At 66.0% G+C, this 25,493-nt stretch carries 23 protein-coding genes; 14 read left to right on the plus strand and 9 right to left on the minus strand.

Going from position 1 to position 25,493, the window contains the following annotated elements; translation table 11 throughout:
- Positions 1–181: 181 nt before the first annotated feature.
- Positions 182–718, minus strand: coding sequence for a TIGR04338 family metallohydrolase (locus ACQP1G_RS45190; RefSeq protein ID WP_433196773.1), 537 nt, complete (start codon positions 716–718; stop codon positions 182–184).
- 130 nt (positions 719–848) lie between these two features.
- Entirely contained in the window at positions 849–1,691 is an 843-nt protein-coding gene (locus ACQP1G_RS45195; protein ID WP_433196775.1) for a DUF2786 domain-containing protein, read from the minus strand.
- Between the two features lie 170 nt (positions 1,692–1,861).
- On the opposite strand from ACQP1G_RS45195, the gene ACQP1G_RS45200 reads away from it, so the two are divergent.
- The 6 genes from ACQP1G_RS45200 to ACQP1G_RS45225 all read left to right on the plus strand — a co-directional run bounded on the left by ACQP1G_RS45200 (position 1,862) and on the right by ACQP1G_RS45225 (position 8,733).
- The gene (locus ACQP1G_RS45200) at positions 1,862–3,163 is read left to right on the plus strand and encodes an ABC transporter substrate-binding protein (RefSeq protein ID WP_433196777.1); all 1,302 of its coding nucleotides are present in this window, start codon (positions 1,862–1,864) and stop codon (positions 3,161–3,163) included.
- Positions 3,164–3,207: 44 nt separating this feature from the next.
- Positions 3,208–4,212 (plus strand): carbohydrate ABC transporter permease, encoded by a 1,005-nt coding sequence (locus ACQP1G_RS45205; RefSeq protein ID WP_433196779.1) that lies wholly within the window; start codon positions 3,208–3,210, stop codon positions 4,210–4,212.
- Positions 4,212–5,087 (plus strand): carbohydrate ABC transporter permease, encoded by an 876-nt coding sequence (locus ACQP1G_RS45210; protein WP_433196781.1) that lies wholly within the window; start codon positions 4,212–4,214, stop codon positions 5,085–5,087. Before ACQP1G_RS45205 ends, ACQP1G_RS45210 begins: the two co-directional genes overlap by 1 nt.
- Positions 5,088–5,234: 147 nt before the next feature.
- Positions 5,235–7,517 carry a transglycosylase domain-containing protein gene (locus tag ACQP1G_RS45215; RefSeq protein ID WP_433196783.1) on the plus strand — a complete coding sequence of 761 codons (2,283 nt, stop codon included), beginning with the start codon at positions 5,235–5,237 and terminating at the stop codon, positions 7,515–7,517.
- A gap of 323 nt (positions 7,518–7,840) precedes the next feature.
- Positions 7,841–8,299 carry a GyrI-like domain-containing protein gene (locus ACQP1G_RS45220; protein WP_433196785.1) on the plus strand — a complete coding sequence of 153 codons (459 nt, stop codon included), beginning with the start codon at positions 7,841–7,843 and terminating at the stop codon, positions 8,297–8,299.
- Positions 8,300–8,307: 8 nt separating this feature from the next.
- Positions 8,308–8,733 carry a GyrI-like domain-containing protein gene (locus tag ACQP1G_RS45225; RefSeq protein ID WP_433196787.1) on the plus strand — a complete coding sequence of 142 codons (426 nt, stop codon included), beginning with the start codon at positions 8,308–8,310 and terminating at the stop codon, positions 8,731–8,733.
- A 387-nt stretch (positions 8,734–9,120) separates the two neighbouring features.
- Here ACQP1G_RS45225 and ACQP1G_RS45230 read toward each other — a convergent pair whose 3' ends face one another.
- The 3 genes from ACQP1G_RS45230 to ACQP1G_RS45240 all read right to left on the minus strand — a co-directional run bounded on the left by ACQP1G_RS45230 (position 9,121) and on the right by ACQP1G_RS45240 (position 11,549).
- Positions 9,121–10,221 (minus strand): inositol-3-phosphate synthase, encoded by a 1,101-nt coding sequence (locus ACQP1G_RS45230; RefSeq protein ID WP_433196789.1) that lies wholly within the window; start codon positions 10,219–10,221, stop codon positions 9,121–9,123.
- On the minus strand, positions 10,214–10,768 hold the full coding sequence (locus ACQP1G_RS45235; RefSeq protein WP_040697429.1) for a PadR family transcriptional regulator: 555 nt from the start codon (positions 10,766–10,768) through the stop codon (positions 10,214–10,216). The genes ACQP1G_RS45230 and ACQP1G_RS45235 overlap by 8 nt, the downstream gene beginning before the upstream one ends.
- Positions 10,769–11,084: 316 nt before the next feature.
- The gene (locus ACQP1G_RS45240; protein ID WP_433196791.1) at positions 11,085–11,549 is read right to left on the minus strand and encodes a DUF1707 SHOCT-like domain-containing protein; all 465 of its coding nucleotides are present in this window, start codon (positions 11,547–11,549) and stop codon (positions 11,085–11,087) included.
- A 159-nt stretch (positions 11,550–11,708) separates the two neighbouring features.
- Between ACQP1G_RS45240 and ACQP1G_RS45245 the strand changes: the two genes are divergently transcribed.
- The 3 genes from ACQP1G_RS45245 to ACQP1G_RS45255 all read left to right on the plus strand — a co-directional run bounded on the left by ACQP1G_RS45245 (position 11,709) and on the right by ACQP1G_RS45255 (position 16,811).
- Complete coding sequence (locus ACQP1G_RS45245; RefSeq protein ID WP_433196793.1) at positions 11,709–12,128, plus strand: DUF5318 domain-containing protein; 420 nt, start codon at positions 11,709–11,711, stop codon at positions 12,126–12,128.
- Positions 12,129–12,582: 454 nt separating this feature from the next.
- Positions 12,583–15,015, plus strand: a complete 2,433-nt coding sequence (locus ACQP1G_RS45250) for a transglycosylase domain-containing protein (RefSeq protein ID WP_433209412.1) — start codon at positions 12,583–12,585, stop codon at positions 15,013–15,015.
- An 11-nt stretch (positions 15,016–15,026) separates the two neighbouring features.
- The gene (locus ACQP1G_RS45255; protein WP_433196795.1) at positions 15,027–16,811 is read left to right on the plus strand and encodes a glycosyltransferase family 87 protein; all 1,785 of its coding nucleotides are present in this window, start codon (positions 15,027–15,029) and stop codon (positions 16,809–16,811) included.
- 66 nt (positions 16,812–16,877) lie between these two features.
- On the opposite strand, the gene ACQP1G_RS45260 is transcribed toward ACQP1G_RS45255, so the two are convergent.
- Both ACQP1G_RS45260 and ACQP1G_RS45265 read right to left on the minus strand, forming a co-directional pair.
- Entirely contained in the window at positions 16,878–18,512 is a 1,635-nt protein-coding gene (locus tag ACQP1G_RS45260; protein ID WP_433196797.1) for a TerD family protein, read from the minus strand.
- A 32-nt stretch (positions 18,513–18,544) separates the two neighbouring features.
- On the minus strand, positions 18,545–19,945 hold the full coding sequence (locus ACQP1G_RS45265) for a TerD family protein (protein WP_433196799.1): 1,401 nt from the start codon (positions 19,943–19,945) through the stop codon (positions 18,545–18,547).
- 182 nt (positions 19,946–20,127) lie between these two features.
- Between ACQP1G_RS45265 and ACQP1G_RS45270 the strand changes: the two genes are divergently transcribed.
- From ACQP1G_RS45270 to ACQP1G_RS45290, 5 genes are all read left to right on the plus strand, one after another.
- On the plus strand, positions 20,128–20,751 hold the full coding sequence (locus tag ACQP1G_RS45270; protein ID WP_433209415.1) for an AIM24 family protein: 624 nt from the start codon (positions 20,128–20,130) through the stop codon (positions 20,749–20,751).
- Positions 20,752–20,762: 11 nt separating this feature from the next.
- The gene (locus ACQP1G_RS45275) at positions 20,763–21,494 is read left to right on the plus strand and encodes an AIM24 family protein (protein WP_433196801.1); all 732 of its coding nucleotides are present in this window, start codon (positions 20,763–20,765) and stop codon (positions 21,492–21,494) included.
- A gap of 80 nt (positions 21,495–21,574) precedes the next feature.
- Positions 21,575–22,342 carry an AIM24 family protein gene (locus tag ACQP1G_RS45280; protein WP_433196803.1) on the plus strand — a complete coding sequence of 256 codons (768 nt, stop codon included), beginning with the start codon at positions 21,575–21,577 and terminating at the stop codon, positions 22,340–22,342.
- Between the two features lie 107 nt (positions 22,343–22,449).
- Positions 22,450–23,184: a hypothetical protein gene (locus ACQP1G_RS45285; RefSeq protein WP_433196805.1), complete on the plus strand. Its 735-nt coding sequence runs from the start codon at positions 22,450–22,452 to the stop codon at positions 23,182–23,184.
- Positions 23,185–23,349: 165 nt separating this feature from the next.
- Entirely contained in the window at positions 23,350–24,195 is an 846-nt protein-coding gene (locus tag ACQP1G_RS45290; protein ID WP_433196807.1) for a hypothetical protein, read from the plus strand.
- 9 nt (positions 24,196–24,204) lie between these two features.
- Here ACQP1G_RS45290 and ACQP1G_RS45295 read toward each other — a convergent pair whose 3' ends face one another.
- Both ACQP1G_RS45295 and ACQP1G_RS45300 read right to left on the minus strand, forming a co-directional pair.
- Complete coding sequence (locus ACQP1G_RS45295; protein WP_433196809.1) at positions 24,205–25,086, minus strand: LLM class F420-dependent oxidoreductase; 882 nt, start codon at positions 25,084–25,086, stop codon at positions 24,205–24,207.
- Complete coding sequence (locus ACQP1G_RS45300) at positions 25,083–25,433, minus strand: MerR family transcriptional regulator (RefSeq protein WP_433196811.1); 351 nt, start codon at positions 25,431–25,433, stop codon at positions 25,083–25,085. Before ACQP1G_RS45300 ends, ACQP1G_RS45295 begins: the two co-directional genes overlap by 4 nt.
- Positions 25,434–25,493 lie beyond the last annotated feature (60 nt).

Here is a 25,493-nt window from a genome sequence, read left to right on the forward strand (position 1 = left end):
GAATCGCCTCTTCACTCCCTCGACGAACCGTACCGCGCGAATTCGGCGGCGCGTCGGACGTCAGCGACGGCGCACGCTACAGCCGAGCGCGCTGAATCGCATGTCCACCACCCCTGATGTCCGACGATCAGCTGCCGACGGCCGCCGCGGAGACGGCGCAAGTGTGATGGCGCGGCGAACGTCAGCTCAGGCTGACGCCGCAGCCGAGCATGGATGAGCGGAGGACCAGGCCCGCTTCCGGGCCGATGATGCCGTCGACCAGTTCTACGTAGCGGCCGCAGAATTCGGGGCCGTGCGGGGCGACCGATGCGGCCGCCGGTTCCAGGTGGTGGGCGAGTTCGTGCAGGATCACCAGTTCGCGTAGTGCCCATGCGGTCGCGCCGGTGTGTAGTGGGACCGCTAGCACCGCGTCCGCGGCCTCATAGTGGGCGGCGGCGGTTCCGGCGCGGGATCGGACCCGTACCGGTGTGGCGGCGCGGTCCCATTGCGCCCGAACCCAGTTGAGGCTCAACACCCTATCGGTGTAGACCTGCACCGATTCGACCGAGGCGAAGCGGCGCTCGATCGGCAGCGTGAGGTGCGAACCGTAGAGCTCTACCGTGCGATTGCCGTGTTCGTCGGCCCGGTCGAATACCCCCCGCACCAGCTGCTCGGCGTCGTACACCTTGGCGCGCTGGCCATCTCGCGCACTCACCACACCCGGCTCAGGCGTTCGCATCCGCCGACCCGGATGACCCGATACCGACCGAGCCCGACCACCTTGCCCCGGACTCCGCTCCGGGCGGCCCGCCGAATCCGAACCCGCCAGCGCGCAGGAAGCGAAACCCCCACCACCTCAACCGATTCGCTCACGTCGACCCACCCCTGGACAATTGCCCACGCGCGGAACCGATTTCGGGGGACGTACCCAACCGCGCCGCTTTCCCCGCACGATCACCCGCGCGGCGGGCCGCCGCGGAATGCCCCGCCGACGCCTGCGGGCCGCGCCAGGTGCCGCGGGCCTCGGAAGTCCGCTTGTAGAAGTCGGTGAGCTCGATTTCCTTATTGCGCAGGGCAAGTGCGGTACCGGCCGCGGTGGTCTCGGGCATCACCTCGGCCTCCACTTCCGCCTTCACCTCGGCCAGACGGTGGCCGATCCGGGCGGCGAAGGCCATCTGAAAGTTCAGGCGCGCGGTGACCGGGGCGACCGGCGCCTGGATCCGGCGCTGAACCTGGCGACCCCAGCGCTTCTCCATGACGATCTTTTCGACAGTGGCCGAACGGTATCGGCCCGACTTGATGTACTGATCCGACGCTCGCACCATCTGCACCAGCAGGCTCGTGTAGAGGGCTTCACACGTATCGATATCGGTATCGAAGCCGTACGCGAAGACCTGGGTCGAGGTGCGCGCAACATCACAGCGCACATCATTGGCCGCGGCGATCGCCACGAACAGCTGCACGTAGGTGCGCAGCCCCTTCTTACCCGGTTCGCCGATCGGGATCATCCGCTGCACCGGGGTCGGCCTGCGCTCACGTCCGGCGATATGCGCGCGGGCCACCGCGAGATCGATCGAGGATCTGGTCGCCAACCGCTGGGCGGCGGCGAGGAACGCCTCGGCCTCGTGTTCGTTATCGGTCGATTCGGCTTGGCGCAGCAACCCGCCGATCCGGGTGAGCATCCGGTCGGGAACCGCATTGGGCGAGGTCATCAGAGCCAGCCTAACGAGCCGCTACGACAGCGGAATCGTGACGTCGGACCCGCCGATGGACTAGCCCTCTTACGAGCGCTATCGCTGCGTCACATATAACAACCATGTATCTTGCCTTGTGCACCTGCAGGGTGTGCTGCTGCTCACGTCTCGACCTTGGAGTGTTCGCGATGGCTTTGAAGAAGGTGTCGTCTCTACGTTCGTCGCTCGTACCCCGAGCGGCGCTGGCCGCTGCCTCGGTGGCGCTGCTGGCGGCGACGTTCACCAGTGCCTGCTCCAACGACAGCGGCGGCAACCCGTCCGGCCAGAACCTCACCGGTCGCGGCCCGATCACCTATGTAGAGGGCAAGGACACCACCGAGACCGGCGCGGTCAAGCAGCTGATCGAGCGCTGGAACGCCTCGCATCCGGATGAGCAGGTGACGTTCAAAGAGCAGTCCAACGACGCCTCGCAGCAGTACGACGACCTGGTCGAACACATGCGCTCCAAGCAGTCCACCTATGACGTCGTCGCCCTCGACGTGCCGTGGACCGCGGAATTCGCCGCGAAGGGCTGGATCCAGCCGCTGAAGGACACCTTCTCCCTGGACACCTCCGCCCTGCTTTCCCCGACGGTCGCCAGCGCCACCTACAACAACACCCTCTACGCCGCGCCGCGAAACACCAATGGCGGCTTGCTGTTCTACCGCAAGGACCTGGTGCCGAATCCGCCCAAGACCTGGAGCGAGATGCTGGCACAGTGCCCGATCGCCAAGCAGAACAACATCGGTTGCTACGCAGGTCAACTCGCACCGTACGAGGGCCTGACGGTGAATGCGGCCGAGGCCATCAACGCATATGGCGGCACCTTTGTCGGCGCGAACGGCAAGACCCCGACCGTCAATACCCCGCAGGCGCGCGCTGGACTGAAGGTGCTGGTCGACGCATACAAGAACGGTGATATCCCGAAGGAAGCCATCACCTTCAAGGAGCCGGAGAGCGCCAACGCCTTCAACACCGGCAAGCTGCTGTTCATGCGCAACTGGCCGTCCACCTTCGGCGACGCAGGCTCGGAATCCTCTGCGGTGAAGGACAAGTTCGGTGTCGCGCCGCTGCCCGGCGAGAACGGTGTCGGCGCCTCGACGCTCGGCGGCTACAACGCGGCCATCAGCGCGTTCTCCAAGAACAAGGCCACCGCGCTCGATTTCCTGCGCTTCCTGATCAGCGAGGATGCGCAGCACATCGTCGCGGCCGGTGCACTGCCCTCGGTGCGCGCCTCGATGTACGACGATCCGGCACTCATCGCGAAGATGCCGTATCTGCCCGCGCTCAAGGATTCGATCGCCAACGCGGTGCCGCGTCCGGTCACCCCGTTCTACCCCGCGGTGTCGAAGGCCATCCAGGACAACGCTTATGCTGCGTTGAACGGAACCAAGTCCGTCGACGACGCGATCACCGGTATGCAAAAGGGCATCGAGACAGCCGGATCGTAGGCATAAGAGCAGCGGACCCGACCATCCCGTAGGAGAGAGAAACGGTGTCGGATCCTTCGGGAACGGCCACTCGCGTGCCGAGCAAGCGCGGATTCGGTGGAACATTGGCGTTGGAGCTGCGGCGTTCCGGTAAGGCGTGGCTATTCGTCACGCCGGTGCTGATCACCCTCGCGGTGGTCGTCGGCTATCCGGTCTTCCGCGCGCTGTACATGTCGTTCCAGAAGGACGCCGGGCTCGACCCGGCGACCGGCATGTTCGTCGAGGGCGGCAGCGCCGGATTCTCGAACTACACCCACTGGCTGCTGCAGCAGTGCCAGGCGGCCGGTGAGACGGTCTCCTGCCCGACCGGCAACCTCGGCTCGCAGTTCTGGCTGGCCATCGGTGTGACGCTGTTCTTCACCGTGATCACGGTGACCCTGGAGGCGACCCTCGGCCTCGGCATGGCCATGGTGATGGGCAAGACCTTCAAGGGCCGTGCCCTGCTGCGCGCCGCAGTGCTGGTGCCGTGGGCGATCCCGACCGCGGTCACCGCCCGGTTGTGGGAGTTCATGTTCCAGTACGACGGCGTGGTGAACCGGGTCTTCGGCACTCACATCCTGTGGACCTCCGAGGCCTGGCCCGCGCGGTTCGCGGTGATCGCCGCCGACGTATGGAAGACCACGCCGTTCATGGCTCTGCTGCTGTTGGCCGGCCTGCAGGTGATTCCGGCCGATGTGTACGAGGCCGCGCGGGTCGACGGTGCGACGGCCTGGCAGCGCTTCACCCAGATCACCCTGCCGCTGCTCAAGCCCGCGCTGCTGGTCGCGGTGCTGTTCCGCACCATGGACGGACTGCGCCTCTACGACCTGCCCGCGATCATGACGCTGGGCAATCCGTCCACCCGCCCGATTTCGGCGCTGGTGGTCGAACAGGTTCGCCAAGGTCCCAATAGTGCGGCCGCATTGTCGACGATCACCTTCCTGCTGATCTTCGCGGTGGCGTTCCTGCTGGTGAAGGTCTTGGGCGCCAATGCCGTTCGGACACAGGAAGAACAGCGGGAGGCGCACTGATGACCACGGTGACCACCAAAACGCCTGCGGCGCGGACACCTTGGACCAAACGACTTGGTTCGGTGCGGCTGTATCTGGGCGCGCTGATCGTGCTGATCTGGGGCCTTGCCCCGTTCTACTGGATGGCCGTCACGGCCTTCCGCGATCCGGACTACACCTTCGACAACACCCCGTGGCCCACCCACGTCACCTTCGAGAACTTCCGCAACGCCTTCGATACCAGCCGCGGCAACGACTTCGGCAAGGCGCTGCTCAACAGCGTCATCATCGGCACGGTCACGACGGCGGCCGCGCTGGTGGTCGGTGTGCTCGCCGCGTACGCGCTGGCGCGGCTGACCTTCAAGGGCAAGTACCTGGTCTCCGGACTCATCCTGTCCGCGTCGATGTTCCCGGTGGTGGTGCTGGTCACCCCGCTGTTCCAGCTGTTCACCAACCTCGGCTGGATCGGTGAGTACCAGGCGATGATCATCCCGAACATCTCGTTCGTGCTGCCGATGACCGTCTACATCCTGGCCTCGTTCTTCGCCGAATTGCCTTGGGAACTCGAAGAAGCCGCGCGCATCGATGGTGCGACCAAGATGCAGGCGTTCCGACTGGTCATGCTGCCGCTGGCCGCGCCCGCGGTCTTCACGACCGCGATCCTGGCGTTCATCGCATCGGTCAACGAATACCTGCTGGCCCGGCTGCTCTCCAGCGATCGGACCGAACCGGTGACCGTCGCAATCGCGCGCTTCTCCGGTAACAACCCGCTCGTGCAGCCCTATGCCGCGATCATGGCGGCGGGCACGATGGTCACGATCCCGCTCGTCATCATGGTGCTGTTGTTCCAGCGCCGCATCATCTCCGGCCTCACCGCGGGCGGCGTGAAGAGCTGAATCTCGCCGCAGGCACGGCTCGAACCGGCCTGGTCGCGGAGCCGTAGAGTGGTAGCATCGCGGGTCAATTCGGCGTGGGTGCGCCACCGAAGTCCCAGTTTCCGATCGTGACCGTGCAGATGAGTTTTACCGACGCTCCGGGAGGAGATGATCGTGAGCTCGTTCGGCAAGCGGCGACAACGCGGCAGGAGTCGCCGGGGAAAACCGGTATCGGCATCGTATGCATCCGTTGCCGGGTTCAACGAGCACAGCACCAGTACGGCACGGCGCAAGGATAGAAGCAGACCCGAGAAATCGCGTCGCGCACCCACACCGTCGCGGCCCTCGTCCACGCCAACCGATCGACCTCGGCGTACCCGCGGCGAACGCTTCCGACGGCTGCTGTTCGCCCTGTTCATCACCTTCGTCGCGGTGCCGTCGCTACTGTTCGTGCTCGTCTACTGGAGCGCCGAGATTCCGGATCCCGATTCGGTGCAGACCAATCAGATCGCCACCATCCTGGCTTCCGACGGGACCAGCGTGATCGCGAAGGTCGTTCCCCCCGATGGCAATCGGGTTCCGGTGCCGCTGTCGGACGTACCGAAACCGGTGCGCGATGCGGTGCTCTCGGCCGAGGACCGCAACTTCTACACCAATCCCGGCTACTCGACCACCGCCTTCCTCCGCGCCGCCCGGAACAACATCCTCGGCAAAGAGGATGCCGGCGGCGGCTCCACCATTACCCAGCAGTATGTGAAGAATGCCTTCCTCGGTTCCGAGCGCACCCTGACCAGGAAGATGCGCGAGCTGATCATCGCGTCGAAGATGGCGCGGCAGTGGAGCAAAGACGACATCCTCGCCGCCTACCTCAACACCATCTACTACGGCCGTGGCTCCTACGGCATGGCAGCCGCCGCAAAGGCCTATTTCAATAAGCCGGTGCCGCAGCTGACCCGCGCCGAGGGCGCGGTGCTGGCCGCGGTCATCCGCACCCCGTCGATCCTCGATCCGGAAACCCATCTGGCCGATCTGACGGCGCGCTGGAAGTACGTGCTGGAGGGCATGGTCGAGATGGGTGTGCTCGCACCGGGCGAGCGCGATGCGACAGTGTTCCCGCAGATCGTCCCGATCAACGAGATCCCGGATGTCAACGAGGCCCGTGGCCCGGAGGGGCTGATCCGCACCCAGGTGCTGCGGGAATTGCGCGCCTCCGGCATCAGCGAGCGAGAACTGAATACCGGCGCATTGCAGATCACCACCACCATCGACGCCAAGGCCCAGCAGGCCGCACTCGGCGCGATCCACGATCGGCTCGACCCGCAGCCACCCGAACTGCGTAGCGCGATTGTCTCGATCGACCCGCGCTCGGGCGCCGTGCGCGCCTATTACGGCGGCTCCGATGGCATCGGCTTCGATTTCGCACAGGCACCGCTGCAGACCGGCTCCGCATTCAAGGTGTTCGCGGTGATCGCGGCGCTGCAGCAGAACATTCCGCTCACCCGGGTACTCGATAGTTCACCGGTGACCGATCGCGGCACCAGGATCACCAATGTCGAGGGCGAATCGTGCGGTAAGTGCCCGATCTCCGAGGCGCTGAAGCGGTCGCTGAACACCAGCTTCTACCGGCTGACGATGACGATGTTCGACGGACCGAAGTCGATCGCCGACGCCGCCCACCAGGCCGGGATCCCGCAGGAGATTCCCGGTGTCGCCGGTAAGACGCTGGCCGAGGAAGACGGGCGGCCGCTCAACGGAATCGTGTTGGGCCAGTACCTGGTTCGCCCCATCGATATGGCCTCTGCCTATGCGACGATCGCGAATTCCGGTGTCTACCACCAGCCGTATTTCGTGCAGCGGGTGGTCGCGGGCGACGGCCGGGTGCTGCTCGATCGGGGCGCACCCGACCAGCAGGTCGGCAAGCAGCCACCGCCGGGTCAGCAGCGCATCCCGCGCGGTATCGCCGACAACACCGCCGGGGCGATGCTCCCGATCGCCGCATATTCGAACGGGCACAGCCTGTCCGGCGGTCGGCCCTCCGCCGCCAAAACCGGCACCACCCAGCTCGGCAACAGCGAGCAGAACAAGGACGCGTGGATGATCGGCTTCACGCCGTCGCTGGCCACCGCGGTCTGGGTCGGCACCGAACAGTCCGAACCGATCCACACCGCGCGCGGCGCTGATATCTACGGCTCCGGCCTGCCCTCGGATATCTGGAAGCAGGTAATGGACGGCGCACTCGACGGCACGCCGACCGAGCAACTCCCGGCGCCGGCACCGTTGGGCAGCCAGCCGAATGCTGACAAACCCTCCGGCGGCAGCTACGACATCCTGAACCCGTCGTCCAGCACCACACCCGCACCCGCACCGGTCATCGTGATCCCGCCCGCACCGCAACCACCGCCCAAAGAAGTAGAGATCTTCCCCGGATTGACCATTCCGCTGCCGGGCTGAATGGTTCGCTGTGAATGTTCGTTTACCGGGGTCACGGGAACGGATGACATGGCAGCATCGTTGGCCAGAGTGCAGGGTGATCAGTATCGGCATCAACTCGAGCCCGGCACGCCGGGGACGGAAACCAGGCCGACGCCGACGCCACAAGATCGATGAGGAAGGATATGCGCACGAGCGACGACACAGCGGCGTGAGCGGCGGGGCCCGCAGGAGGCAGTGTGCGATGAGGGCACCGCGAACGCCGCCGCCGATCGAATACAGCGGCGCGCGATGGGCCCGGAGCGCCGCCAGATGGAGACAGACTAGACATAGGGGCTACGCCGGTGGATTTCAATGTCGTTGACCGTCCCGAGACGCTCGTGGCGGGCACAGTGCTTCGCAGCCCGGCGCTCGCGGTCGAGGGACCGCGCCGCGCGAAGGTCGAGGAGGCGTGGAAACGCAACCTGGCACGCACCCTGCCGGGGCCACCGACGACCGCGTACGTCGACCATGCTCCGGAGATCAACTCGTATCTGACCCATATCGTCGGCTACCGCTGCCACACCCTCGCAGACCTGCTCCCCGGTGATGTGCTGGCACGGGTGCCCGCTGGCCGGTTCGCGCGGTTCACGCTCAGCGGCGACAACCTCGGCGACACCATCGTGACCATCTGGCGCGCGGTATGGGATGCCGAGGCCGCCGGGCGCTTCGTACGCTCGTATACCGGTGACGTGGAACACTATCCGGACGCGCGCACCGCCGAGGTATTCGTGGCGCTGGCAGACGAACCGGTCGACGGTTAGGAACAGCTGTGGACTTCGAAATTGTCACATTGGACGAAAGCCTGGTGGCCGGACTCACCGTCCCGCTGGCCGGACGCGAGGTGACCGCCCGCGACCTGGACCTGGTGAACTTCACCTGGGACCGATATCTCGCGCGGGAGAAGAACGTACCGCGGGTGGCGGCCTATATCGGACAGAACAACCACGCCGTTGCCGTGCTCGGCTACGAGGTCGCCGAGATGGACGATATGGACGCCGGTGACGTGCTGACCCGCATCCCGTCCGGACGCTACGCGAAATTCGTTGTCTCCGATAAGCCATACGATCTGCTGCGCACCGCATGGGCGCAAGTACGCAAGGCCGAAAGCGCAGGCACCATCACCCGCTCCCACACCGCGGAACTCGAACGCTACACCGGCCCCACTTCCGTAGAGGTCTACGTCTCACTCGACTGAGCGACGCCCGAGCGTAGTCGAAGGGTGGCTCGAAACCCTGAATCCGCCCCTGGCCACAACCACTATTCGACTACTGTCGACAAGAACGCTCGAGAACGCAACCACAGCCGGTTGACCGGGCTGGTAGCTGTGGGCCTGTCCACCGGACTGCAGGGGTAAGCCGGGTACGGCACACGACGTGCCCAGCACGGCCCGGAAAACCACGGGACGGCAAACCATCCCAGGACAGCCGAATCTCGAGATGTCGGTGCAGAACAACAGGACCCACCGCAGCCCCAACCAACCAATCGGACGAAACCGGGTCACGGCAACACTCGACGCGGCAGTAGATACCGCGAAGCCGGGCCAGAGTTTCTCCGGCCCGGCTTCGCTCATCGAACCGTGTGGCTACTCCGCGCCGATGATGAATGCCTCGAGCTGCTGGCGGGCGATGTCGTCGGCCAGCTGCTTCGGCGGGGACTTCATCAGGTACGCCGAGGCCGGGAGGACGGGGCCGCCGATGCCGCGGTCCTTGGCGATCTTCGCGGCGCGGACCGCGTCGATGATGATGCCCGCGGAGTTCGGCGAATCCCACACCTCGAGCTTGTACTCCAGGTTCAGCGGCACATCACCGAAGGCGCGGCCCTCGAGCCGGACGTAGGCCCACTTGCGGTCATCGAGCCAGCCGACGTGATCGGACGGGCCGATGTGCACATCGTTGGCGCCCAGTTCCTTCTTCAGGTTGCTGGTGACGGCCTGGGTCTTGGAGATCTTCTTCGACTCCAACCGCTCGCGTTCGAGCATGTTCTTGAAGTCCATATTGCCGCCGACATTGAGCTGCATAGTGCGGTCGAGCTGCACGCCGCGGTCCTCGAAGAGCTTGGCCATCACGCGGTGGGTGATGGTCGCGCCGACCTGGCTCTTGATGTCATCGCCGACGATGGGAACGCCTGCCTCGGTGAACTTTTCGGCCCACACCGGATCGGAGGCGATGAATACCGGCAGCGCGTTGACGAAGGCCACATCGGCATCGATGGCGCACTGGGCGTAGAACTTGTCCGCCTCTTCCGAGCCGACGGGCAGGTAGGAGACCAGGACGTCGACCTTGTTGTCCTTCAGCACCTGCACGACGTCGACCGGTGCGGCCTCGGACAGCTCGATGGTCTCGGCGTAGTACTTGCCGATACCGTCCAGCGTCGGACCACGCTGCACGACAACGTCGCTCGGCGGCACGTCGGAGATCTTGATGGTGTTGTTCTCACTCGCGAAGATCGCCTCGGCCAGGTCGAAGCCGACCTTCTTGGCGTCGACGTCGAACGCGGCGACGAACTTGACGTCGCGGACGTGGTACCGGCCGAACTTGACGTGCATCAGACCCGGCACGGTCGCGGTCTCGTCCGCGTCCTTGTAGTACTGCACGCCCTGGACCAGCGAGGAAGCGCAGTTACCTACGCCGACGATGGCGACGCGGACTTCGGTGGTGTTGTCAGCCTTCTTGTCTTCACTCATGGCCGATATTTCCCTCTTTCTGTGGTGCCGCCTTCGTCGATTGCTCCGCCGCAATCAACTCGTTGAGCCAGCGCACTTCGCGCTCGCTTGATTCCAGTCCGAGCTGGTGGAGCTGGCGGGTATAGCGATCGAGTGAGCCACTGGCCTTCTTGATCGCCTCCCGCAGACCCTCTCGGCGCTCCTCGACCTGCCGTCGCCTGCCCTCCAGAATCCGCATCCGCGCTTCCGCGGGAGTGCGGCTGAAAAACGCCAGGTGGACGCCGAAGCCGTCGTCGGTGTAGTTCTGTGGTCCGGTATCGGCGAGCAGTTCGGTGAACCGCTCGCGCCCGGCCGGAGTCAGCTGATAGACCCGTCGCGCGCGACGGGTGACGCCCGCGACGTTCTCCTCGGCGATCAGCCCATCCGTCTGCATGCGACGCAGCGTCGGATAGAGCGACCCGTAGGAGAAGGCCCGAAACGGCCCGAGCAAACCGGTCAGCCGCTTGCGCAGCTCGTACCCGTGCATGGGCGCTTCGAGGAGCAGCCCGAGGATTGCCAGCTCGAGCATCGGGCTTCACCCCCTGACTGTGTGTGCAGACCTAACCGATGGATGCGACTTTCCACTATATCGGAGCGATATAAACGTGCATAGTCCTCGGCGATACATAGTGCGGTTTACGCAGGTAGAGATGACTACGCCACGGCCACGCACAGCAAGAAGCCCCGCGACCTCAACTCATGCGAGGGGCGGGGCTTCGCGCTGAATGACCAGGACTGGTCGAACTTCCCATCGGCGCCCCCAGCAGTGAAGGCAGACCGTCGCCGGATGTGCACCAGCTTCGAAACACGGTCTCGCAAACCTTTGACGCGCCTCGCAAACCGACTCACCGCGCGAAACGCCGTGCTCCAAACCCGAACGTATGCGAGACGTCCAGAAGGTATGCGACCGCCACAGCGGCCAACTCGCCCAGTGCTTTCGCCTCGGCGGCCAGTTCGGCAAGGGTGTTGCGCTCTTCCTCGCAGAGCTGACCGTCGCGCCTGCCGGTGTCCAGCAGTTGGATAGTTGTGGCACGATCGGCATCCCGCGCCCGGGTGTGGTCGGGATAACTTCCGGTGGATCCGGTGCGGCGCACAAGGTTTCGTGGCGCATTAGGCGCCGCGGGCACCGGATCGCGCACCGCGGACGGCGCCGGTAGATCTCCGACCAGACCTTCGAGTTCACCGATTGTCCTCGCGACCTGCGCCTGCGCCGTACGGTCGCGGTACTTGTCGGCACCGAGCTGCCCTTGCGCACAGGCGGCATCCAACACACTGGAAGCACTGGCGCGGTCGAGGTCACGCGCGCGCATACGTCCGGATGCTGCCGTCGACCGCCCGGATGCAGCGGGGGACACGGACGAATCGTAATGCGTGGTCGCGCGGAATATCCCAGTTCAGCCGGAGATACCGGTCGGTCGATCCAGCACAGCCCAGCGCGGTCTGCGCGCGGCACCGCTACTCTGGTTCTCGTGCGAATTCAGCGGCAGGTGGTCGACTACGCTCTCCGGCGTCGGTCGCTGCTGGCTGACGTCTATGCGGGCCGTGTCGATGTCGCCGAGGTTTGTGATGCGAATCCCTATCTCTTGCGTGCGGCGAAGTTCCACGGTCGGGGGAGCGAGGTCACATGCCCTATCTGCCGGAAAGAGCAATTGACGCTCGTATCCTGGGTCTACGGCGACGGCCTCGGCCCAATGGCGGGTTCAGCTCGCACACCAGAGGAACTGATACGCCTCGCGGAGACTCGCGAGGAGTTCTCGGTCCATGTCGTCGAGGTATGCCGGAGCTGCAGCTGGAATCATCTGGTGCAGTCCTATGTGCTCGGTACCGCTCCGTCGCCGACGCGGCGACGCACCGGCACCAGGGCCAACCGGCGCACCGCAGCCGAATGATGTGCCTGGTCATCTGCCCGTCGGGTGACACGCGGAGCCTCGACACGTCCGCCGCGGCGATAATCGTCGCACCGCGCACCGCACACCCTTACGAGTTATGGAGATCTTGTCAGTGAATTCGCCCTACGAGACTTCCCCCTACGGCGATGAACCGCACGGCGGCCGCACTCAGCGAAGTTCACCTCCTCCGAACCCGTATCCCGGCCAGCGGCCGGGCGGTCCCCCACCGGGGCGACCCGGTCCGGGTGCACCGCGTCCGCCGCAGGGCGGCCATCCGAACCAGCCGCCGCAGGGTGGCAATCCGGGCGAGCCGCGCGGACCACAGCCGCCGCGGCGACCTGGTCCGCCCCCGCAGGGTCGCCCGCCGCAGGGTCGCCCACAACCCAATAGCGCGCCCCCTGGCGCCCAGGCCACGCAGAAGATCGAGCGTCCGCAGGACCAGCGCGGCGGGTCGCTGACCGAGGCCGTCGCCGAACGCAATCGACGCTCGGCACCACCCACCGGTCCCCGTCCGGCCACGCCCCGTCCCGGCCAGGATCGTCCCGGCGCGCGCCGTACCAACGGCGCCGGCACCACCGGTGAGCGCCGCGCGAGCGCTGGTGCACCGCCCTCGGGCCCGCCGCCGCGACGCAACGGCGGTGACGGCGGCTCCGACGGACCGGGCGGTCGTCGCCCAGGCGCGAAGAAGAAGTCGCCGTGGCGGATCGTGCGCCGGGTGATCTACGTGCTGCTAGCCCTGTCCATCGTGCTGCCGAGCGTGGTCTTCCTGATCGCCTACACGACGGTTTCGGTACCCCAGCCGGGCGACGTCAAAACCAACCAGGTCGCGACCATCCTTGCCAGCGATGGCACCTCGGTGATCAGCAAGGTCGTGCCGCCCGAGGGCAACCGCACCGACGTGACCATCGACCAGATTCCGCCGCATGTGCGCAACGCCGTGATCGCGGCCGAGGACCGGGACTTCTACACCAACCCGGGCTTCTCGGTCTCCGGCTTCATACGCGCCGCCAGGGATCAAGCCCTCGGCAAGGAGAGCGCGGGTGGTGGTTCCACGATCACCCAGCAGTACGTGAAGAACGCGCTGGTCGGCGACGAACACTCGCTGAACCGCAAGATGCACGAGCTGGTCATCTCGGCGAAGATGGCGCGCCAGTGGAGCAAGGACGAGATCCTCGCCGCCTATCTCAACACGATCTATTTCGGTCGCGGCGCCTACGGTATCGATGCCGCGGCCAAGGCCTATTTCGGCAAGCCGGTCCAGGATCTGACCATCGCCGAGGGCGCGGTGCTCGCGGCCACCATCCAGCAGCCCTCCGGTCTGGATCCGGAGAAGAATCCCGATGGCGCGAAGACCCGCTGGAACTATGTGCTCGACGGTATGGTGTCCGGCGGCAATCTGAAGGCCGATGAGCGCCAAGCCCAGCAGTTCCCGCAGGTGGTCCCGGTGGCCACCGCCAAAGACAAGGGCCTGGACAGCGGTCCCGAGGGCTTGATCAAGACCCAAGTGCTCAAGGAACTGTCGGCCGCAGGCATCAGCGAGCAACAAATGAATCAAGCTGGCCTGTCGATCACCACGACGATCGATCCGAAGGCGCAGCAGGCCGCCGTCAACGCGGCGCAGAAGACGATGCAGGGCGAGCCGGAAAAGCTGCGGGCCGCGGCGGTGTCGGTGGATCCGAAGTCCGGTGCGGTGCGCGCCTACTACGGCGGTGACGACGGTCAGGGCTACGACTTCGCCAATGCCGGTCTGCAGCCGGGATCCTCGTTCAAGGTCTTCGGTCTCGCGGAGAACCTGGAGCTGGGCAAACCGCTGTCGGAGATGTACGACAGCGCGCCGATCACCGTGAACGGCATCAAGATCACGAACGTCGAAGGTGAGCAGTGTGGTACCTGCACTATCGCCGAGGCGCTCAAGCGCTCGCTGAACACCAGCTTCTATCGGATGGAGCTGGATATGCAGAACGGTCCGGCGAAGATCGCCGATATGGCGCACAAGCTCGGCATCCCGGAGACCATTCCCGGCGTCGGCAAGAGCCTCGTCGAACCGGACGGTTCCGCGCCGAACAACGGCATCGTGCTCGGCCAGTACCAGGCCAGGGTCCTCGATATGGCCTCTGCCTACGCGACTTTGGCCGCCTCGGGCATCTACCACGCACCGCACTTCGTCACGAAGGTGGTCTCCGCCGACGGGCAGGTGCTGCTCGACCGCGGTGACGTGGCCGGCGAACGTCGTGTCTCGGAAGCGGTGGCCGATAACGTAACCGCCGCGATGAAGCCGATCGCTGCTTGGTCGCGCAACCACAACCTGGCCAACGGCCGCGAGTCGGCGACCAAGACCGGTACCGCTCAGCTCGGCGACACCGGTGAGAACAAGGACGCCTGGATGGTCGGCTACACCCCGTCGCTGTCCACGGCGGTGTGGGTCGGTTCCATCGATAACTCGGCGTTGCGCAACTACAGCGGCGGCATGGTCTACGGTTCCGGCCTGCCCTCGGATATCTGGAAGGCCACCATGGACGGCGCCCTGCAGGGCACGCCCAATCAAACCTTCCCGAAGCCCGCGCCCATCAAGGGCCAGGCCGGTGTGCCCGAGTGGTCCGCACCGTTCACCCCGCCCTCGACCACAGAGGCACCGCTGCTGCCGCCGATCCAAATCGTCCCGAATACGATCGACACCCCGTTCGGGCCGATCCAGATTCCGGGCGTGCAACCGCAGACGCAGCAGCGCCAGCCGCAGCAACAGCAGCAGCAGTCGGAGACGACGCCGCTACCCGGGCAGCCGACGGTGAACTCCGATGGCTCGCTGGCGACGACGACCGGATCACCCCCACCCGGTGGCACCGGCAACGGCAATGGCAACGGCAGCCAACCAACGCGCACCCGGTAGCCTCGGGTGCCGTGACCGAACAGCACCTCGTGGACGAGCGGACGAACGGGAGCGCGCCGCAACCCAATGGGATGCCGTCCGGCACAACGCAGTCCGCCGCGGCGCAGCGCCGCGGCGTCCCGGAGCAGGCGAGCGGCGCGGCGCACTATGTCGCGCCTGCGCCGCTCGCACCCGATCTACGCTCATGTGACGGCCGGGATCGGCCCAGCCGCAACGATTCCCTGAGCGCGCAGCTGAGCACCGTCGTCGGCGGACCGGTCGGTGACCACGCGCTCATCGGCCGCGTCCGGTTCTGGACCCCGATGCGGGTATTGCTCGCTTTCACGCTGGTCTTCCTCGCACTCGGGTGGGCGAGTAAGGCGGGCTGCATCCAGCAGACGACCGCCTCCGACGGTTCACTCACCCTGGACTGGAACAACGGCCGCCAATACGTGGCCATGTGCTACTCGGATACGGTGCCGCTCTACGGCGCGGAACGCTTGAACGAGGGCGCGTTCCCGTACAAGAAGCAGTGGTCCGAGCAGACCCCGGACGGCGGCCGGGAAACCAGGTACATGGAGTATCCGGTGCTGTCCGGGCTCTATCAGTACGCGGCGATGCAGGTCGCCAAGACCTGGGACGCATCACCACTGCCCGGTGCGTTGCAGGTCGTCATCTACTTCAATGTGGTCGCGGTCGGCTTGGCCATGGCCTGGCTGGTCACCGTGTGGGCCTCGGCGCAACTAGCCGGGCGGCGGATCTGGGATGCCGCGATGGTCGCCTGCTCCCCATTGGTGATTGTGCACATTTTCACCAACTTCGACGCGCTCGCAACGGCTTTCGCCGCGACCGGCCTGCTCGCCTGGGCGCGCCGGCGAGCGGTGCTCGCGGGTCTGCTGCTCGGGCTCGGCGGCGCGGCCAAGTTGTATCCGCTGCTGCTGCTGGGGCCGATCGTGGTGTTGTGCCTGCGCGCCGACCCACTGCAGCGGGTGCCGAGCGCCCGCCTTGGCCTGCGCCTGAGCGATATCACCGGGTGGCACACCGCGTTGACCTGGCTGCGCGAAACCCCGTACCGCCTCCAGTTCCTCAGTGCCCGTCCGCTCGGCGCGGCCGCGCTGACCGTCGCGGCGACGGCCAGCACCTGGCTACTGGTCAATCTGCCGATTCTGCTGCTGTATCCGAACGGCTGGCGAGAGTTCTTCCGGCTCAACACCACTCGGCACGCCGATCCGGACTCCATCTACAACGTCATCACCTCGTTCACCGGCTGGGCCGGTTTCGACGGCAAGATCGACCACGCCCATCAGCCGACCATCCTCAACCTGGTGTCACTGTTGACATTCGCCGTCGCCTGCGCGGTGATCGCCTATATCGCACTCACTGCCCCGCGTCGTCCTCGCCTGGCCCAGTTGTGCTTCCTGGTGGTCGCCGCATTCCTGCTCACCAATAAGGTGTGGAGCCCGCAGTATTCGCTGTGGCTGGTGCCGCTGGCAGTGCTCGCGCTGCCGCATCGCCGAATTCTGCTGGCGTGGATGACCATCGACGCGCTGGTCTGGGTGCCACGCATGTTCTACTACCTGGGCCTGGACCGCAAAGGCCTGCCCGAGCAGTGGTTCACCGGCACCGTTTTGCTGCGCGATCTCGCGGTACTCGTATTGTGCGCGTTGATCATCCGCCAGATCTATCGGCCGGAGGAGGATCTGGTCCGGCGCGATTTCGTCGACGATCCGGTGGGTGGCATTGTCGATCGCGCGCCGGACCCGCTGCTGCCATGGCTGCCGGAGGCGCTGCGGCCGCGGGTGGCGGCCATCCGCTAGCGACTGCTTGCAGGTCGCTCGAAAGGGTCCGCTAGCGACTGCTTGCAGGTCGCTCGAAAGGGTCAGCTAGCTGGTGCGCAGGAAGCGCGCCTGTCTCGCCGGTTCCCTCGGCAGCAGGTCCAGATCCAGCTGCCACGCACTGCCGGTCCACGGATCGAACAACGGGGTGCCGTCCATCGTCGGCAGATGTCGGCAGGACTGCGACAGCATTGCCACCGTGCCGTCACTGGACTCGGATTCATCGGTGCCGACGATCACCGTGGACAGCCCGATCAGATCGCCGCGCATCAGCAGTACCGCGATGCGCTGTGCATCCGCAGCCTGGTAGCCGTGTGGGAAGTCGGCGGCGAGCAACACCCGGTGTTCGGTCGGCGGGGTGAAATTCCCGGTGGAATAAGCCAATTCGGCCAATTCGGCGGCATCGACCAGGGTCTGCAGCCGAGCCGAGATCTCGCCGAAATCGGTGATCGGCGGGCCGTTCAGCACCGGGGTCAGCGGACCGACGAGCTGACCGAACGCACCGGTCAGATCGATCATGTCGACCAGGGTGCGCCGACCGGGATCGGCCGCGAGCAGCCGGGCCAGCACCGCGCCGACGATCGGGGTCGCGGCGGCCGTGGTTTCGGTGTCGATCCACAGCGGGCGGGTCAGCGGCACCGGGACGCAGTACGGAATGCGCAGCGGCCCACGTTCGATCGCGTAGAGCTCACCGAGCCGGATACCGTCGCTCGGCGTCGGCGGACGATCCCAAGCGGGTGAATCCCATGTGGCCAGCGATGGCGGCAGCTGCCGATCGGCATCGGCGAGTTCGCGCATGAGCTGTTCGGTATCGCGCAGGTGGTTGCTCTCGGCGGTGGCGATCAGGTCGTCACAGCGGCGCTGTGCGGCCTGACGCGCGTCCTCGACGGCCGGAGTGTTCCTGGTCGCCGGATCCGAAACCGCCGCGGACAGTTCCTGATCCAACCGCTGCATGGCGTAATCGCGTGAGGAGATGACCGCGGCGGCCGAACGCGCGGCATCCTCGAAGATCATCCACAGGCGTTCGAGTCCGTGCGCGACCTCGAGCGGCGCCGGACCGGTCGCACGGGAGTCACCGGTGCCGGGACCGCTGATGGTGTCCTGACCGCTGAAACGTCCCGGGGTGCTGACGGGTTGGGCATCGTGCAGATCGGCCGCACTGTGCTGACCCGCGGGTTGACCGGACGGCGGTGTCGGCGGTTCGTCGACCTCGACACCGTGCGCCGTGAGCAGCACGGCCAGTCCACCCGCGTAGCCCTGACCGACCGCGCGCAGCTTCCAATCGGTCCCGCGCCGATACACCTCCAGGCAGATCAGCGCGGTCTCGCCCGCGGACGGATCGATCGCGAATTCGGCTGTCGCGATATCGTTTACGGCGAGTGCCGCGGTCACCGCGCCGAGCCCACCGGGCTGCGCTGGCGCGGCCGGATCGGTGCTGACCACCAGCAGCACCGCCTTCGCGTCGGCACGCACCTCGGCGAGCCGGATGGTGACACCGTCCTCCGACAGCGTCACCCCCGCCGTCTCGATCTGGTTGTAGAACACGAAATCGCCGGTATCGAAGACCCGCAGGTTCTCCGCCACCACGAGCGCGGAAACATCGAGGGCAGCCCCGGCTTTCGCGCTGAATCGAACGATATCGCCGGTCAGCACGATATTCTGACCGGCCTTCAGCTGAATCACGTTGTCCGCCCCGTTATTTCGTGTTCTGATCGTCAATTGCCGAGGAACCGGCCCAGCTGCGGAACCGCCTCGCCGGGATGTTTGGCCTGGAAGCCTTCGCCGAGGGCTTGCATCTTCCAGTCGCTGCCGACCCGGAACAGCTTGGCCATCGCCATCGCGGTGAACGGCATACCACCGGCGAGGGTGTACCTGGCCAACTCGGCATTGTTGGCGCCGTCGACCAAGCGGCAGAACGCATTCTGGATCTGCTCGAAGGTGTGTCCCTTGTAGGAGGTCACGATGAACACCAGCGCGCTGACATGGGCCGGAATGCGGGTCAGGTCGACCAGGATCACCTCGTCGTCGCCCTCACCCTCACCGGTGAGGTTATCGCCCTGGTGCCGGATCGAGCCGTCCTTGGAGGTCAGCTGACCGTAGTAGGCCACATCCACGACGTTCATATCGGCGAACATCACGACCGACGCGTCGAGGTCGACATCGACGGTCCGGTTGCCGAACATGCCACGGTTGCGCACCGGATCCCAGCCGAGACCCATCTTCACGAAGGTCAGCGCGGCGCCGCCCTCCTTGCGCAGGGTGACCCGCTGCCCCTTGACCAGGCTGACCGGACCGTTTTTGCTCAGGCTGATCTCGGCGGGCGGCTGCTGCTGGGCCGCGGGCTGTGCGGGCGGCGGATAGCCCTGGCCGGGGCCGGGCTGTGCGGGCGGCGGATAACCACCGGGTCCGGGCGGGGGCGGGTAGCCCGCACCGGGCGGCGGCGGGTAACCGGGTGCGCCCTGCGGGTAGGCCTGCGTCGGCGGGTACTGCGGCGGCTGCTGCGGCGGCTGCTGCGGCGCCGGGTGCGCGGGCGGCGCCGGCGGCGGGTAGCCCGGTCCGGCCTGGGTGGGCTGGTAGGCCGGTGGCGGTGGGACCTGCGTCGCGGCCGGAGACTCGTCGACGCTCACACCGTGATCGGTGACCAGCGCCGCGAAACCACCCGCGTAGCCCTGGCCGACCGCCCGCACCTTCCACTCGCTCTGGCGCCGGTACAGCTCGAGCGCGATCACGATCGACTCGGTGTTCAAACCGTCGATGCGGTACTCGTACAACTGATTACCCGCCGAATCCGACACCACCGCCGTCGGCGCGGGAAAGCGGCCGAAATTGCTGGTTACGTCGTCGAGGGTGATCACCGCGCGGATCTGCGTGATATCCGCGGGCACGCCATTCAGCGATACCGCCAATGACGCTGGATGCCCGGCCGGTGCGGGCTGCAGATTCACCCCGGGGCCATTGGGCTGATTGAAGAAGACGAAGTCCGCATCGGAACGGACCTTCCCCGACTCGGTGACCAGTAGCGCGGACAGATCCGCCGGTGCGGTCAGCTGGACGGAGATCACCACGTCGTTGGTGGCCAGCGGGCCATTCTGACCCTTGGCGAGTGTTGCGGACAAGTTCGACCCTTCGCTTGTCGGTGCGTACGGTGCCACTCTACGAGAAACGCGCCCAACGCGATCCGAAGTAACCACCGCCATGGCCCAGATCTGTCCCCGAAGATCGGTTAGGGTGGCGAAACGCAGTTGGAATGTGGGCGATCAACACCATGTTCCCGAACGAGACAGCAGGCAAACTCCCCATGGCGCAACTGTTCGAGCAGTCGAAAAAGGTGATCGAGGCGCACCTCGCCGGAACGAGTATCCGCGCGATTTCCGGCTCGATGGTGGCCTATGAAGGAAATGTGCAGTTCAAGTCGGCCGGTTTCGGCGGTGGCGACGGCGTACTCGCCGGACTCAAGCGGCGCGCCACCGGTGAGAAACTGTCGTTGATGGAATGCGGCGGCAATGGCCGGGTCTTCTTCGCGGTGAACGGTCAGCACGTCACCGTGGTGAATCTGAATAACGAGACGCTGCAGGTGGAATCGCAGCAGCTGCTCTGCTTCGCCGGAAACCTGCGTACCGATGTGCGTTTCGCCGGTCTGCGCGGCGCATCGTCGGGAGCGGGCCTGTTCACCACCACGGTGACCGGACAGGGCCAGGTCGCACTGCTCTCGGCCGGTGGGCCGCTGATCCACCTGGAGGTCTCGCCGCAATATCCGTTGATCGTGGATCCGGATGCCTTCGTCGCCTGCCGCGGCAATCTCAGTCAGTCGTTCGTCACCGATGTGTCGTGGCGCACCTTCGTCGGCCAAGATGCCGGGGAGGCGTTCTCATTGCGCTTCGACGGTCAGGGCGTCGTATTGATCCAGCCCGCGGAACGGTAAGGGGGCCTGCGATGTTCGAGAAGGTCAACGGCAAGGTCGTCAAGGTCGATGTCGGCATGGCGGGCGGGGTGGTCGCGCGCAATGGCGCGATGCTGTTCTACACCGGCGATATTTCCTTTGCACCGCACCAGATTCCGGGCGCGGCCCCGGGCATGGGCGGTGGCGGCATCATGCGCATGGCGGGGCGGATGATGGCCGGTGAGCATGAGCGCACCATGCTGGCGACGGGCAATGGCCAGGTGCATTACGGCTTCGCCGGGCTGGAGGTGCATGTGGTGCAGATGCAACCGGGCGCGGTACTGCGCGTCGAGGCCTCGCGACTGCTGGCCAATACCGCCGCGCTGCAGAGTTCGATTGTGTCCGTGATGAGTTCGGGCGGCAGCAGCGGTGGCGGCGGGCTGATGGGCGCGTTGCGCGGCGCCGCGAGTGGTGCGCTGACCGGCCAGGGCATGTTCACCACGCAACTGTCCGGACAGGGTGCGGCGGTCTTGCTCGCACACGGCGGATTCATGGAACTTCCAGTAGGCGGTCCGCTCGGTTCATCTGGGGGAAACCCCCAGACCCCCTGGCAGATCGTGGTCGACCCGCAGGCCTTCGTTGCCGCATACGGCAATGTGCAGACCGAGTTGAAGACGGCGCTGAGCTGGCGCGACGCGGTCGGCCGTGGCTCCGGGGAGGCCATGCAATTGCATTGCGTCGGACAGGGCGTCGTCTATGTGCAGGCCTCGGAAGAGAAGTTGTGAACCATGAGTGAGCGAAGCGAGCAAGTCATGTTACAGCGTGCATCACTCATGACGGAGCCGAGCGCCAACGAGGCGCAGTCATGAGTGAGATTTTGAATCCGCTGAATCTCGGTGAAAGCGACAACATTCCGGGCAACAGCTACGCCTACTGCATCGACCTGACCAAGCCCTGGTTCATGCGCAAGGGCGCGATGATCGCCTACTACGGCGATATGCGGTTCCAGATGCTCACCCACGGGCTGCAGGGCGGACTGCTGCACATGGTCTCCCAGCAGTTCTCCGCACCGCTGTTCACCGGCGACTATGTGATCGCCGAGGGCCACGGCAAGCTGATCATCGGCGACCGCGGCTACGACATCAACTCCTATGACCTCGAGGACAACGGCAACCTCACCATTCGCGCCGCCAACCTGCTGGCCTTCGAACCCGGCCTATCGCTGAACCAGTCGATCGTTCCCGGCTTCCTCACCCTCATCGGCACCGGCAAGTTCCTGGCCTCCTCCAACGGCCCGGTCATGTTCGCCGAACCGCCACTGCGCGTCGACCCGGAAGCCCTTGTCGGGTGGGCGGATTGCCCGTCCCCCAGCCATCACTACGACCAGCGCTGGGTCTCCAACTTCCTCGCCGCCGGTGCCGCCCGCTTCGGCGTGAATTCCGGTGAGGAGCGCCAGTTCGACTTCACCGGTGCCGGAACGGTTCTCATCCAATCCAGCGAGAAGATCCTCAGCGATTCGGCGGTGGTGCGCACCATCGAAGGCCAACTCCAGAGCGGTATGACCGTCGGCGGCCTGCAGCGGCTGCAAGGCGTCATCGCCCAGCAACTGGGTGCTCAGCAACGCGACTACTGAACCGAATGACCTCCGGATCCTCCTCGTAGTCCTACCTTCGGCGGACTCGCGGCACCGGGCTCGATCATTAGCTTTCCCAACAACAGCCATCGCGTTGGGAGGCAATCATGAGTATCGGATCGGTGATCGCGATCGTGGCGGTCATCGCGGTGGTGGTGAAGCGGTTCTACGGCGAACCGATGAACGCCCGCGACACCTTCGGCCCGCCGGTCATCCTGTTGGCGATCGGTATCTACAGCGTCACCAAGGTCGCGGACCTCAACGGCACCGATATCACCTGGCTGATCATCGGCGGCGGCGTCGGCCTGGCCTTCGGCGCGGTCCGCGGTACCACCATCGAAATCTTCACCCGCGACGGCCACCTGTGGCAGCGCTACACCAGGTGGACCGTTGCCGTATGGGCCGTTTCGATGGTCGCGGGCTTCGGTATCAGCACCCTCGGCACCGCAATAGGCATGCACCACGACGCCCGGCCCACCACCCTGTCCATCGGTATCGGCATGGTCGGCGAAATGCTGACCCTCGGTTTGCGCGCCCTATCGACCGGCATCCCCTTCGCCCCCGACAGGGACGCCTCCGCGGACCACCGTGACGGCTCCATATTCGACCGCTTCCTGCCGCAGACCCACCCCACCCAGCCGCAATCCCGGTCCCCGAGACTGCCTTTCCCCACCGACCCCGCCTACCCCCGCCCGGATCCTCGTCGCTACGAAACCCAGCCACATCGGCCCGCGACCGATCCCACCTCCCACCGTCGCGACTCCGCTCCGCCTCCGGGCATCGACCGCTCCCCTACCCTCCGCGATGCCCTCGACTGGCTCAATCGCACTCGCAACCGCTGAGACACGATGCTCGAGTGTGGTCGGGATCAGATGTTCCAGCCGCCGATGACCGATCGGTCGCGGCGGAGTGCGGCTGGCGCCGAGGGGGCAGGAACCCGAGCCGAAACACCGGCCAGCTCAGGTGATTCGATCACTGATTTCGGTCGGGCCCTGGACAATTGAAAGATGCCACCCTTCGCACTGCCGCAAGAACGACTCGCGGCGCTGGCGGATCTGGTGCGGGACGAAGCCGCGTTCGAGCGTGCGTATCCGCGGGTGGCGGACTATTTGGCGATGGCCGGGCAGTTGGCGGGGACCGGGGATGCGGTGGCGGATGCGGCATTCGATCTGCGGTTGTTGCACTTCATGACCGGTGGGAACAGTGCCAATCCGTATTGGGATATCGTCGCGCCGTCGGCGTCGACGGGGCCGCCGGAGCACGGCGGGCGGCGCGAGGTGAATGGTGGCCGTGCGAAAGGCAGTGCACGGCTCGGGTATGCGCAGATCGTCGTGCAGGCGACCTACGCCTATGCCGTTGCGGCCCCGGAGACGCTCAGGTGGATCGCCGATATCACGCGCGGGCGATCGGTTGCCGAGATCGGCGCGGGGCGCGGCTACTGGGCCCGCCAACTCGCCGAATCCGGTGTGCGGATCAGGGCTTTCGATACCCATCCACCGGACCGCGCGAACAACACATCCTTTCCCTCGGCGGCCGGGCAACCGCATATCTGGCATCCGATCCACGAACTCCGAGACGCCAACGCCTACCGCGACATTGCCGATGCCGCCGATGTGCTGTTCCTCTGCTGGCCACCGGGGTGGGAGAACCCCATGGCATCCGGCGCGCTCGATGCCTACCAGCGCGTCGGTGGCGATCTGCTCATCTACATCGGCGAACCACCCGGCGGCCGCACCGCCGACACCGCCTTCTTCGATGCGCTGGACGCGGATTGGGAGTTGATCGATCAGGACCCCGGCTATGTCGCCTGGTGGAACCTGGCCGATTCCGCCCAATGCTGGCGACGCCGCTGACCGCCGGACCTACGCATCCGACTCGGCCCGATCGACCGCCGCGAGCCCGAAACGTTCGGAGAAGGCCGACATTTCGTCGAACTGCTCGGCGCGGTCGGCCGCCGTAGCGCCGACCACGATGCGGGTCACACCTTGGGCGGCGAACCCAGCCACCCGCTCCGGCGGCATAACGATCGATCCCCAGCGGGTGTACTCGAGTGCGGACGGATCACGCCCCGCCTCGACCGCCGTCGCACGGGCGAGCTCCAACTGGGCGGCACGTTCGGCGGGCATCAGCATGCCACCCGGAAAATAGCCGTCACCGCGACGGCCGACCCGGCGAGCGGCAGCGCGGCTGGAGCCACCGATGTGGATAGGAAGCTGCTGTGTCTCATGTGGTTTCGGATAGACGCACAGGTTGTCGAAGGAAAAGAACTCGCCGTGATAACTGACGCCGTCCGCACCGCCGGACCACAGCAGCCGCAGCACATCGATCGCCTCGTCCGCACGACGACCGCGACCGGCGAAGTCCACCCCGAGCGCCGCGGCCTCACGCGGCAGTGTCCCGAGTCCCACGGTCAGCAGCCGCATCCGGCCCTTGGACAGCACATCGATGGTCGCCAGACGTTTGGCCAGCACCACCGGATGCCGATACGGCAACAACAGCACCCCCGTGCCGAGCAGAATGCGCCGGGTCGCGGCGGCGACAAAGCTCAGACAGTCGAGGGGATCGGGAAATGGCAACGTGGACGGCATTTCGAGCGCGCCGACCTGCGCACCCGGATACAGCGCGATGTGGTCGGGCAGGTAGATCGACTCGAAACCACACGCCTCGGCATGCTGCGCGAAGGCCATCAGACGGTCCGGGTCGGTGCCGTAATACGGTGTGCTGTAGCTGATTCCGAATTTCATCGGGTGGCCCGTCCGATCCGGTCGCGCAGCTGCGCGCGCACCGCGGTCAACCGATCGATGGCCGCGTCGACCTCGTCGAGCTTGCGCTGCAGGGTGGCTACGGACTCGGGGCAGACATCACCCGACGGGTTCCCGGCACGTAGGCATGCGACGAACGGCCGAATATCCTCGAGGTCGAAACCCACATCCAGCAGCGTCCGGATCTTGTGTACGACCCGCAACTCCGATTCGTCGTATACCCGGTACCCATTGGTCGAGCGCTGTGCCCGGACCAGCCCGTGTTCCTCGTAGTACCGCAGCGTACGGGCGCTCGTACCAACCCGCTCCGCGAGCTCGCCGATCAGCATTCGATCTCCTTCGAACCGTCACGGCAACGCTAAAGGTTGCCGCCGGTGTCAACGCAAGCC

The organism is Nocardia sp. CA-107356, assembly GCF_050946365.1.
Lineage (GTDB): Bacteria > Actinomycetota > Actinomycetes > Mycobacteriales > Mycobacteriaceae > Nocardia.